The sequence below is a fragment of the candidate division KSB1 bacterium genome (assembly GCA_022562085.1).
In the GTDB taxonomy this organism is placed as follows: Bacteria; Zhuqueibacterota; Zhuqueibacteria; order Oceanimicrobiales; family Oceanimicrobiaceae; genus Oceanimicrobium.
Genome location: JADFPY010000113.1, coordinates 1 through 12,051, shown reverse-complemented (window position 1 = coordinate 12,051; position 12,051 = coordinate 1). Strand labels below are relative to the sequence as shown.

Annotated in this window: 10 protein-coding genes; 6 read left to right on the top strand and 4 right to left on the bottom strand. The window is 45.9% G+C overall.

Going from position 1 to position 12,051, the window contains the following annotated elements; genetic code table 11:
- The coding region (locus IH879_11180) for a 16S rRNA (cytosine(967)-C(5))-methyltransferase RsmB (GenBank protein ID MCH7675499.1) at positions 1 to 396 on the top strand (396 nt) is incomplete at its 5' end.
- Between the two features lie 139 nt (positions 397 to 535).
- Here the strand turns inward: IH879_11180 and IH879_11175 are convergent.
- On the bottom strand, positions 536 to 1,372 hold the full coding sequence (locus IH879_11175; GenBank protein ID MCH7675498.1) for an EamA family transporter: 837 nt from the start codon (positions 1,370 to 1,372) through the stop codon (positions 536 to 538).
- Between the two features lie 340 nt (positions 1,373 to 1,712).
- Here IH879_11175 and IH879_11170 point away from each other — a divergent pair, with 340 nt between their 5' ends.
- The 5 genes from IH879_11170 (at position 1,713) to IH879_11150 (ending at position 8,017) form a co-directional block, all read left to right on the top strand.
- Complete coding sequence (locus tag IH879_11170) at positions 1,713 to 2,519, top strand: hypothetical protein (protein MCH7675497.1); 807 nt, start codon at positions 1,713 to 1,715, stop codon at positions 2,517 to 2,519.
- 18 nt (positions 2,520 to 2,537) lie between these two features.
- Positions 2,538 to 4,709, top strand: a complete 2,172-nt coding sequence (locus IH879_11165) for a TonB-dependent receptor (protein ID MCH7675496.1) — start codon at positions 2,538 to 2,540, stop codon at positions 4,707 to 4,709.
- 85 nt (positions 4,710 to 4,794) lie between these two features.
- Positions 4,795 to 6,075, top strand: coding sequence for a phosphoribosylamine--glycine ligase (locus IH879_11160; protein MCH7675495.1), 1,281 nt, complete (start codon positions 4,795 to 4,797; stop codon positions 6,073 to 6,075).
- Complete coding sequence (gene alr / locus IH879_11155; protein MCH7675494.1) at positions 6,076 to 7,188, top strand: alanine racemase; 1,113 nt, start codon at positions 6,076 to 6,078, stop codon at positions 7,186 to 7,188.
- 16 nt (positions 7,189 to 7,204) lie between these two features.
- Complete coding sequence (locus IH879_11150) at positions 7,205 to 8,017, top strand: hypothetical protein (GenBank protein ID MCH7675493.1); 813 nt, start codon at positions 7,205 to 7,207, stop codon at positions 8,015 to 8,017.
- A 28-nt stretch (positions 8,018 to 8,045) separates the two neighbouring features.
- On the opposite strand, the gene IH879_11145 is transcribed toward IH879_11150, so the two are convergent.
- The 3 genes from IH879_11145 to IH879_11135 form a co-directional block, all read right to left on the bottom strand.
- Positions 8,046 to 8,312 carry a hypothetical protein gene (locus tag IH879_11145; GenBank protein ID MCH7675492.1) on the bottom strand — a complete coding sequence of 89 codons (267 nt, stop codon included), beginning with the start codon at positions 8,310 to 8,312 and terminating at the stop codon, positions 8,046 to 8,048.
- A gap of 177 nt (positions 8,313 to 8,489) precedes the next feature.
- Positions 8,490 to 9,119, bottom strand: a complete 630-nt coding sequence (thiE, locus tag IH879_11140; protein ID MCH7675491.1) for a thiamine phosphate synthase — start codon at positions 9,117 to 9,119, stop codon at positions 8,490 to 8,492.
- Positions 9,120 to 9,355: 236 nt separating this feature from the next.
- Positions 9,356 to 11,983 carry a TonB-dependent receptor gene (locus IH879_11135; protein ID MCH7675490.1) on the bottom strand — a complete coding sequence of 876 codons (2,628 nt, stop codon included), beginning with the start codon at positions 11,981 to 11,983 and terminating at the stop codon, positions 9,356 to 9,358.
- Between the last annotated feature and the right edge of the window lie 68 nt (positions 11,984 to 12,051).

The following is a 12,051-nucleotide window of genomic DNA, read 5'->3' as shown; positions in this document are numbered from 1 at the left end:
GGTGACGTCCTGCAAACAGCGCTGCCCACGGCTGATAAAATTCTGGTTGACGCCCCCTGCACCGGTACCGGGGTGGTGGCCCGCCGGGCGGACCTGCGCTGGCGCCGGCAACCCGAACACTTGCCGGAAATGGTTGCGCTACAGACTGCCCTGCTGGAGCGCGCCGCCCAGCTGCTGCCCACTGGGGGACTGCTGGTTTACGCCACCTGCTCCTTAGAGCCTGAGGAAAACTGGGATCTGGTGACCGCATTTCAGCGCAAGCACCAGCAGTACCACATAGATTCCATGCCACCGGGAGTGCCCGCCGATTGGATCGATGACCAGGGAGCACTGGCCACCTTTCCCGCCCAGCACCAAGTGGATGGAGTTTTCGCCGTACGCTTGAGGAAGAGATGAGCTATCGGTCCGCACTGAGATATTTTACCGCCCTGGCGATGCTGGGAATGATCATCGTGTTATTCCTGGACCAAGCAATTATGCCGCTTTATGTCCGCCACGGCCAGGTGAGATTCCTGCCTAATATTGTGGGGTTGCCCTACCCTGATGCCGCCAGACTTCTGCGCAAGGCCGGCTTCCGGGCCACCAAAGCGTCCGTGACCCACACACAGGAATATCCTCCCAACCAAATATTTGAAGTCAGAGGTTGGCTGAAAAATATAAAAGCAAGAATGGCGGCGCTAATCGGTTCAAACAATAAAAGGACTCCGGTTGTTGACGCGTCGACTTTTCTCATGCCGGCAAAGGCGAGAAAGTTCGGCATCAAACCGGCAAATATAGTAAACCCGGCAACCGCCCACCGGAATTCCAAATACACCCCCGGGTCTAATCGTACGAATTTCGGTTCATGCCAAAGAAACGTCGCAAGCGGGTAAAGCAAGAGCAGCCAGAGAGATGTAAAAAAGGAAAAACCGAAAGTTGTAGTAACAAAATGCTGATTTTTCAACCCGCTTTTTCGGCCCCAAATAACCCAAAGGGAGAAAAACACACCGGCGCCAAGAGCCGCCAAGAGACCGGCGGTGCTGAATTTATTCTGAATACCAAACGGATTGACCAAAACTAGAATCCCGGTTAAAGCTAGCAAAAGAGCCAGAATTTTCCGGGTTGTAATTGCCTCATTCAGAAAGAGCCTCCCGAAGACTGAGGTCCAAATCGGCTGAGAGTACAACAGCAAAGCTATAATGGCAACCGGAACCCCCAATACAATTCCAGCAAACTGACCGATTTGCAACCCGGCGCCAATAAAACCAAAAATGATAAAAAAAGTTATTTGTTCCCTGGGGAACCGATATTCTTTTTTAAATATCAGAAGCGGGATCAAAGAGATTGCCAGAAAAAAGATAAGGCAGGAAATCTCATATAATGAGAATCCCACATTGTGAAAGTACTGCCCGCCCACGGTTATTAAACCATAAAGAGTTGAGGCAGCAATGATGAAAAAGATGTGTTTGGTATCGATTTTGTTTACGCCAAAGTTATTTTTCTACTAAGAAAACTCCCGAGTTAACTTAATTAAACCAGATGAATTTTTCAACTGAGATTGTGAGCCCAAGTGCCAAAAGTCCTTCGCACATTTTTGACCTATTCAGCCTGATAGTTGGAAAACAATCCGCATCGTGTTACAGCAAAGTAAAATATTGACATTCAAAACCGAATTGCTTATATTTGGCCGAATTTAGAAAGGCCCGGATGGAGATTTTTTACAGAGGTAAAACATGAAGTTTAAATGGTGCAGGCGCTTCTTTAGCGCTTTTTTTATTTTAACAATAATATTAATTTTAACTGCTTTTTACGCATGTGACGATGCCGGCCTGGATGAAAACTTTTTTGCAACCGTTCAAGGCGAAATTCATATTGATTCAGTGGTTCCGGAGGCCACCGATGAGCTCATCCTGGCGTTAATGGACGGCTTAACCCCCAGGTTCACACAGACAATCTCGCTCAGAGAGTTAAGCCGCACTGATTCGTCTCAGGATGTACCATTCATTCTGGAAGCCCAAACAGGCGATTTCGATGCGCTGTTCGTGATTTGGAAACAACGCGGACAACCCATATCTGTAATCGAGAACCTTGTGGGTTCCTATTGCGAAGACGGGGCGCTCATTCCGATTTCAATAACAGAAGACCAGCGTCTTGTTGATCGCGTTTCAATTGATATCGGGCTGCGAAAAGTGAATAGGACAGCAAACGTTGCAGGTGTCATTCATTTTAATGGCTGGCCCGAAAATATCGAAAATTTAGGAATTGTATTTGCAGATCTGAGCTTATTGCAGGACCAAACTGTTTGTAATCTGCTAAGAAATGCAGATATACGTTTTCTTCCCACAGCGCAAGTCGATTCATTGAATTTTAAATTTAGCATTGCCCCCGGTCCCACCATTATGGTAATTGCCTTCAACCAGGTAGGAGGATCTATACTTGAACCGAATATCGTGACCAGTTCCCTCACGGCTTTTGAAGCCTTCCCTGATAGCAGCATAAAAGTTGAGACTACCGCTAACTTTGGCAACATTCAGTACTGATTCCGGAGAACCGCACAAATGAATACCAGGACTAAGGTTGTATTTACGTTCTTTTTGCTTTTGATTTCGGTAGCGGGCGTTTTTGCGCAGGGAGTCATAACTGGCCTCGTACTGGATGATGCTACCAATGAGGGTCTGCCAGGCGTAAACGTTCAAATTGAGCAAACCGTGCTGGGGGCAAGCACCAACTTAAAAGGTGCCTTTATTATCAAAAGAGTTCCTTACGGCACATTTTCACTACGAATATCCATGATAGGTTTCCGTACTGCCCGGGTAGCAGTGAATGTCACTTCTGATGAGCGCGCAGTCGTGAAAGTCCGCTTAAAAGAGGCACCTGTTGAAATTGATCCGGTGGTGGTCACTGCAAGTAAGTGGCAGCAGGAGGCCGCAAGTACGCCTTCGACAATCGAGGTTTTGACTGCGAATGACATCAGGCAAAAAAGCCAGATTCGTATTGAAGATGTCTTGAAGACAGCTGCAGGCGTTCAAATTTTACAGGAAAACGTAAATATTCGCGGCTCAGATGGTTGGACTTTTGGCATAGGCAGCCGTGTTTTGGTGATGATGGATGGCGTGCCGATAACGACGAGCGACCTGGGTCGAGTGAACTGGTTCATCGTGCCGCCTTCCGACATCGAGCGAATTGAAGTTGTGCGTGGCTCCGGTTCTGCTATTTACGGATCTTCTGCGATGGGCGGCGTCATCAATTTTATCACGAGTGATCCGGGGCCGGCGACAGAAACGTACCTTCGAACAACTTTTGGCGTCTATGACAATTTCAAACAGTTTCCCGAATTTCAGGATGGTATGTTGAACTTTAACCGTGTTGACTTCCGGCACAGTAGGCAAATCGGCAATTTAGGCATGAGGTTGTCGGGCAGCAGGAGCTCTTCAGTGGGTTACGTTGAGAACAGCGCTTACGACCTTTACAACTTTTCCGGTAAGTTTGTATACAACTTCGATGACGGCTCCAAGTGGTCCTTATTTGGAAATTACATGTTTAATGATAGAGAGGCCTTTGTCCTCTGGAAAAATCAAACCGAAGCAACGCTTGTAGCTATTGGCGAAAGAGGCAAACGCCAGGAACAATGGGGGGTTACCCTATCGACAAAATACAGCCGGCCGATTTCATCGAAGGCGGCGGTCGAACTGCACGCGTCTTTTATTAGCTCTCTCTTAGGCACACAGGCCACGGACGTAGACTTCACACCTGCGATCGGAATTTGGGGGACGCTTCAGGCGACCTATTTGCCGTGGAACAAGCTTTTGCTCATTGGGGGCTCGGACTTTAAATACGACAGAGTAAAAGCAGATGTATACGGCGAGAGAAAAGCTTTTCTTATTGCGCCCTACGTACAGGCGGATTTGCGTCTTTTTACGAAACTAAATTTGACATTAGGGGCGCGTTATGACCGCTATAAGATTGCGGAAACAGACACCTCCTTTATATTACCTGAAGCTCGCTTGTTTGATCGTTTCACACCAAAAATCGGGCTAAATTATCATCCGTTTGAAGGCACCACGATAAGAGCAAACTTTTCAAACGGCTTCAAATTCCCTAACATTTTTCATCTTTATTTTGGCAACCAGGAAATTGCGAACTTTACGTGGGTCGCAAATCCTTCATTGAAATCAGAAACTTCATGGTCGTATGAACTCGGCATTAAGCAAGAAATCACGCAGAACTCGTACGTAGAGTTAACCGGGTTTTATACCAAAGTTAATGATTTGATTGAACCGGGTGCAGATGGTGCGACCGCCAGCTTTCGGAATACTACTGAGGTAGAGATACCGGGGATTGAGTTTGCTGCAAGGGGAAGCTGGTGGGACAATCGGCTGAGGTTACGTGTCAATTTTACTTATTTAAATCCACATAACACAGAAACGAAGGAATTGCTAACTCATCGCCAGAAACTCATTGCTTATATCGAGCCGTCCATACGGTTTGGCAATTTTGAGTTGCAAGCTGATTATATATTTAGCAGTGCGCAAGAACAATATCTTCTACCCCCCGAAGATGAACATCAGTTCGTACCACAAAAAGTCTTCACTGCCCGAGTCCTTTATTATTGGAAGAAAGCTTCCCTTATGATTGGTACCGAAAACATGTTCAATTACGCTTATACTTTGCGGGACAAGTTTCTTGAAGAGCCTCGCAAGTTTTTCTCAACGTTAACATTGAATTTTTGAGAGTCCCTAAACATGCAAAAGCAAAGCCCGCGACTCGCCATCGGCGCCAACACCGGCATCGACAATTTTTCAAGAGGGTTGAATTATGGCCTCAAGTGAATTATTTAACTTACTTCCAAAGCGAGTCATGGTTTTTGGCGCCGGCGCCCCGGCCCAGGGCGTTCTGCACCATCTAAAACAAAACGGCGCCCGGGTTTATACTTATCTCACGAGTGAAGCCGGCCACTACAGTCCTTCTTTGGAAGGAGAGACCTTTTTCAGCAAAACGCACCCCAATCCCTGCAAGCTTTTAAAGCAAAAAGAAATCGATCTTGTTATCCCGATGTCAATTGACTGGGCGACAGCCGATTGGGTAGATGAATTTCTATCATTAAACATTCCCATCCTATCTCCACGCGGCAAAGCCATGCAGCTCGAGAGAGACCGGTTTTTTGCAGCCGGGCTTTGTGAAAAGTTTGATATTCCAGTCCCGAAATCCATTGTAGCAACAAACCGCCTTGAAGCCGAAAAAATCCTTGATAGAAATCCTATGGCTTATGTCATCAAGAACCCGCTCTGCTCACCTGGCAGTCCCATCCACACCATCGTTTGTGAAACTGTCGAGGAAACTCGAAGCTGGCTGAAACGCATTAATTACGAAGAGGGCGTTTTTTTGCAGGAATACATGGGCCGGCGGGAAGCGGGACATATTGTGTTTGTCAGCGATGGAGAAATTCATTCTCTCGTCACCAACCAGGAGTACAAACGTGCTTTTGACGGCAATATGGGAATCGTGGCAGGAGCGCCTCTCGGAGGTTTGGTTGAAAAAGACCCGGAAGACAAATACAATTTAGCTAAAGAACTTTTGCACCCGCTATTACCCTGGTTCCGGGAAGTTGGGTTTAACGGTCCCGTTCAGGTAACAGCTATTCGTCGCGATAATCAGTGGTGTGTGGTTGAGTATAACGTCCGCATCGGCGTGACCTGCGGCCCAATCATTTTAGAAATGTTACAAGATCCGCTGAAAATTCTATTGGAGGTCGCAAGTAACCAAAAAACTGAAATAGCATTTAAGGATGCTTTAAATTTTGGCTGCTCATTAACCCTGGCCGGGTACGGTTATCCGTACGGTCAAATCGATAGCCCTAACTTTCCGGTTAGAGTTTTGGAGAAACTGAATTGCCATGTTTGGTGGAATGAAGTTGCTGCAAATTCAAAAGGTGAATTATACACTGCCGGTCAGAGGGTGGCCGATGTGGTTGCAATTGGGCCGACTCTAGAAGAGGCCATAAAAAAAGCCTATGATAATATTCGGAAGATTCATTGTTTGGGGAGTTATTACCGGACGGACATCGGACAGAGTTTGTGGCCGCCGGGGAGTGATTGAATGCCAAAATCAACACGCCCCGCCTGGGTTGAAATCGACCTCAAACAACTCCGGCGTAACTTTGCAATAATCAATCAGGACAAAGGGGAAAATTTAGGAATTATTTCGGTAGTGAAGGACCAAGCTTACGGGCATGGCGCTGTGCAAATCACAAGAATGGCTCTCGAGTCTGGCGCCAAATATCTGGCGGTGGCAACTTTAGATGAAGCGATCGAGCTTCGTGAAAATGAAATCGCCGCGCCAATTTTTATCTTTGGAGAACGTACAGAGGAAGAATTGAAACTTTGCGTCGAATACAATTTTACAATTTGTGTAAATGATTCTGCTCAAGCTCAAAGACTGGCTGCCCTCGGCCCCGGGAAAAAGATTCCCGTCCATATTGAAATAGACACCGGGCTGAGCCGGCACGGCGTGCGCTGGACGGAAGCACTTAAGGTTATTGAAGCAATTGCCAACATTGAACACCTCGAGTTGGAAGGCGTCATGAGCCATTTTGCTATGTCAGATGAATTAGATAAAACTTTTGCTTTGCAGCAATTGGAGCGATTCGAGAAAGTTCTCAGTCAAATTAAACAACTGGGCATCAAAGTGAAATACCTTCACATGTGCAACACCGGCGGCTATTTGGACCTTCCGCAAGCGCACTTTGATCTGGTACGGATCGGAATTTTACCACTCGGTGTTTATCCTTCGCAGGTCTGCCGGCGGATTGACGGCTTAAAACCGGTAATGTCCGTAAAAGCCAGAATTGCCGTAATTCGTGGGCTGGAAAGGGGAGACTATGTCGGCTACGGACTGCGCTACCGGGCTGCTTCGGATAGAAAGGTTGCAGTGATTCCCCTCGGTTACGGCGACGGCTACCCGCGGGTTCGTAACCAGGGGGAAGTTCTGATTCACGGTAAACGAGCTCCAATTATCGGCGGAAACGCCATGGACGCCATGATGGTCGATATTACCGAAATCCCCGAAACCAAGAGCTGGGAAGAAGTGGTTTTAATGGGAAAACAGAATGGCGAAGAAATCGATGTTCATGAAATCGCAAAATTGAAGGGCACCGTTTCTTATGATATTTTATCCGGGTGGCGGGCCCGGCTGCCAAGGGTTTATTTATAGTTTATAGAAAAGAATCATGAAACTCCTATTTTCCGAATACAAGTCAGACTATACAAACTACATTTTCCCATATGCCATTTGGGCTATTCCCGAACCGCATGAAACCCCGGCCATGATTTTCGCCGGCGGATTTCTTCCCTCATCTCCTGAATTTGAACGGTTTTATCTTTGCCGCCAGGTGCGGGTCGATTTGAATTGCTTCGAACTCTCCTCCGAGAATCGAAGAATTGTGCGCAAATGCGAGAACATCGAATACCGGTTAGTTCCAAGAAGTCAATTCGAATATACAAAAAGATGGCGGAAGTTTTGCAAGACCTACGCCGACATAAAATTCGGCAAAGACATCATGACTTATGATCGGCTGGACTCATTATTTAAGTCAAAGATCGTGTCTCATTTATTAATTTTTACCGACACAAAAACCAAAAAAGACGTGGGAATCGTAACACTTTTTCTTGAAAAAAAATCGCTGGCCTATTACTACTACTCTTTTTACGATTTAAATTACTATGTTCACAATTTGGGAATGTTTTTGATGACTTCAGCAGTCCATTATTTTTCAGGTTTGGATTATAATCAAATCTACTTGGGGACCTGCTATTCGAGGAACTCACTTTACAAAACTCAATTCAAAGGCGCTGAATTTTTTAACGGGTTTCACTGGTCGAACGACCTGAAAGAATTGAGATATTTAATTGAAAGAGATAAGGGGACTGTGAATAAACATCTAATTGAAACAAAAACGTATCAACTGGAATTTTATGATGGTGATTTAGGTAAGATTATTGACAACAATGGATTCCCCGTTATTCTTGAACCCCCGCTTTAACCTTCCGCTTTTATCAACTCAGGAAAAATCATTTCATGAATTTTCTGTATTTTTCCTTGAACATATCCGTGTTGCCGTTTCCATTACCAGTAAGTTGCTTAATTGAAACGATGCGATCTTCTTCTAAATTAATATGAATCTTGAAAGTGTGATCTTCAATCTGTTCGGTTAAGATGGCTTGACATTGGGGAGTGTAAAATTCAATTTTTATTTTCTCAGGGTTGAGGCAGTAGTGCTTGGCAATTTTCTGAAAATCTTCGACGTATTCCTTGTAATGAGGTGCGTGAAATTCCATTTAGTTCCTCCTCCTAAGGTTTCTGTTTGGATGAGTTGATACGCATTTAAAATACATCAAAGGGTTAGTTTTGCGTAAAACTGGGAGGTGACAAAGCGAGATGGTTTCCATTCAAAAATAAAATAACACTTTATCTTCTAAAAGTCAATCCTCATTTTTTAGATTTTTCCTAATAAATTAAAGTCTCCCTAAGTAATCCTTATAACTTTTTAAGGTTGCCGAAATATCCCGGGTACTCATCACCGAAGAGATAACTGCAACTCCAAACGCATCGCTCTCAACACATTCCTTCGCTTTTTCAGGAGTCATTCCACCAACTGCAAAGACTGGAATGGCAACTGATTTTGCTACTTCCTGCAATTTTGTTAGGCCTTGCGGATGCCCATATGCGGCTTTTGAAGGGGTAGGATAGATAGGTCCAAATAATACAAAGTCGGCGCCGGAATCTTCAGCTCGCCTGGCTTCCTCAAGTGAGTGAGTCGAAACGCCAACGAGTTTATCTGAATTAAAATTTTTGCGGACAATTTCAACGGGAAGGCTTTTGGACGTCAAGTGAACGCCGTCAGCTCCGACCGCTCCAGAAATGTCAAAGCGATCATTTATCAGCAATTTGGCGCCAGTTCTCTTGCAGATTTGTTGAATTTCCTGAGCCAAATTGTAAACAAATTTGGCTGGTATATCTTTTTCACGGAGTTGAATGGCCTTTACACCGGCCTTGCAAGCATCCCCGACAACCTGCGCTAAGCTTCTATCTCCACACAGCAGGCGGTTGGTGATGACATACAGACGGAAGTTCACTTTCGGCATGCAGTTTTTGTTTGCATAGATGGATCAATTAGGCGCTTAGCGCCAAACATCGACAAAACTTTGTCGATAATTTTGATTGACAATCTACAATTTGAGAAGTACAGACTCTTTTTGAAAATCGCAAATCGTAGAGCGCATATCGTAAAGTTTCTCAAGAAACTGCGGTATCTCTTCCAGTGGATGCGGGCAATGGCCACAAAATGGGTTACCTTCAAGCATAAAGGGATTTGCTTCTCCTAAAAAGCTACGTGTACACCAAAAGATGGAATAAACGGATAGAGGTTGACCGGTTCTTCAAACGCTCTTACTCTAAGAAACTGCAAAGATTGTGGAAGGCTTTCATCTATTTCAGTCCTGACAATGGAGCGAAAAAGAAGTACGTTTTTCCGGTTGAGGAGATTGACAAAGTCCAAATAGAATTGCCATTCTGAGTGGAGCCATTTAGTTGAATAGGTCATCCGTACGTCGAGTCTTTGGTAGTCCGGGTACCGTCGTGAGTTGATGTTTTCCGGGCCTCCAAACGTTGGCACAAAGCGGGCCGCTCCGGTTTCGGGGTCGGTCAGAATTGTAGGTTTAATAAGATCAGGATTCGAGGGATCGCTGGCAACTTCGGCAACCAACGGCTCAACGGCCAACGCGGGGGTATAGGGGAAACCCGTTCCATGGCGCCATGTTAGGCCTAGCGTTAACTTGGGACCGATGCGCTGATTGAGTACCACATCTACGCTATGGCGTCGGTCGAAGTCATAGGGGTACGACATCCTTCGGTCATCGAAAGTCTGTGTCCTCATTGATTTTCCAAACGAATAAGACAGCCAACCAGACAAACAGTCCGATACCTGGCTGACTCCCTTTTCAAGGCGAACATCGAGACCGTAGGCATTGCCGGTTACGTCATTTACGGCTTTTGGATTCTTTTTGAACACTAGCTCTTTCTCAACCCTGTATGAATCGGGAAGACCTGGTTGGCCAGCCAGGTAGACGGCAACCGGGCGTTCCACAAGCTCAATTGTTTGATCGATCAGATCGTCAAATCTCTTGTAGTATGTTTCAACCGTGAGATGCCATTGATCTCCAAACTGACGCTGAACAGCAAATACGTTGTGAACCGCTTTCTCAGCTGATAATTCTGACAAATCTTCAAACTTTAATAGATCGAACACGCGCCCGCCATCGAGCAGTTTCTCGAAGCCCGGGCTTTGTCGATAGATACCCCAGGCCGCACTGATGGTGGTTTCGGCATTGACATGATAAGAAGCCTTCAATCTCGGCGATACATAGCCGCGTTTAATTAAATCATAATAATCAAATCGCAAGCCCGGCTGAACGAAAGCTTTGCCGCCCAATACTGTCCATTTGTCCTGCACATAGATATTAGATCGGTGGTAAGATTTTCTTTGATCGATAGAGTCTCCAAGGGCTCCAAAAAAATTTGGAGCTGTTTGCAATGCGTCGAAAACCACCTTTCCAAACTCGCTAAAACTCAATTGGCTGTCAATTGAGTTTTTCAAAAAATCAAATCCGAACCCTGATTCGATGACATGGCGGCCATGCTCATAGACCAACCAGCCTCCGAATGCAAGTTTGCGAAAATCAAACCGTTGATCATGCGCAAACACAAATACGGAGTCCCCACCACTAAACACGGGAGGAGGTTCGGTTGCAAACCCTGTGGCAAACCGCAATGCTGCCCCATCGTTTGCCGGAAGAAAGTCACCAGCGAAGCTGCTGTTACCGCTATTCTTATACCAATTCGCGTAAATTTTTGTTTGAAAGCGCTGAGATAAGAGGTAGTTCCAGGAGCCACCGACAATATTCGTTTTTATCTTGTCATCGCCGTCGAGCGTCTCGCGTTCTGAATCTTGTTCTCCCAGATCTTCTTTTATGAGGAAAGCCTGGTTGTTACTTCCCAAAATACTGTGGAATTGCAGCCTGTGCTTTGGGCTCGGGTGCAGCGCAACTTTGATGTGCCAATCTTCAAAGTCCGGCAAAGCCACATTATTTGAAGTCAGACGTTTTGCATACGATTCTGCGAAGAGTTGATTGTAGGTCCGGCGATTGCTGACCAACCATGAGCCGTTCCAAAGTGGCGCCTTTCCTTCAAACAGGAAGTTTGCATTTACCAGATTCAACCCGATTTGTCCGGAAAGCCATTTCTGGGTCGAGCCATCGCGGGTGTGGACGGTCAGTACCGATGAAAGGCGGTCACCAAAAAGGGCCGGAAAAGCACCAGCATAAAGGTTGACTTCCCTTACTATGCTTGGGTTGATTAAACTTGGCATACCGCTGTTTCGGTAGGGATTGAAGATCTCGACATCATCCACAAGAACTAGGTTTTGATCCGGCCCTCCTCCCCGGACAATAAATTGATTGCCAAAATCACTGGTCGCCTGTACCCCCGGCAAGCTGAAAACCGAGCGCATTACATCTTCGAACGCGCCGGCCATCTCTTTCACCTCATTGGGTTCCAGTTTAAAAGACGGGGGGCTAACTTGTAAGCGGATGTCCTCAACTCGTTCGCCTTCAACAGTAACTTCAGGGGCGTCGAGAACCGCAGGTTCAAGAGTGAGATATATTTTGGTCGTCTTGTCTGGCTGAATTTGAATCTTTTGGTGATGTGTTCTATAGCCGATTAGTTGAATCTTTACTTCATATTTTCCCGGACGGATTTGCTCAATCTTGAAGGTGCCCTTCTTATCTGTGGCGTCCCCTTTTTGCGTGCCAACCAGCGTGACATTTGCCCCTTCCAGGGATTCGTTAGTTTGGCTTCTTACGATAATCCCTTCCAGACGGCCTGTCGATTCCTGTGCCTTGCATATCTGAGCAGCGAGAACCAGAATTGAGAGGAATAGCAGGTTTTTCATGTCAAGTCTCCGGAGTCCATGATTCAAATAAGTTCACGAACAAATAGTTGTAGCTATAACCTAAGTTA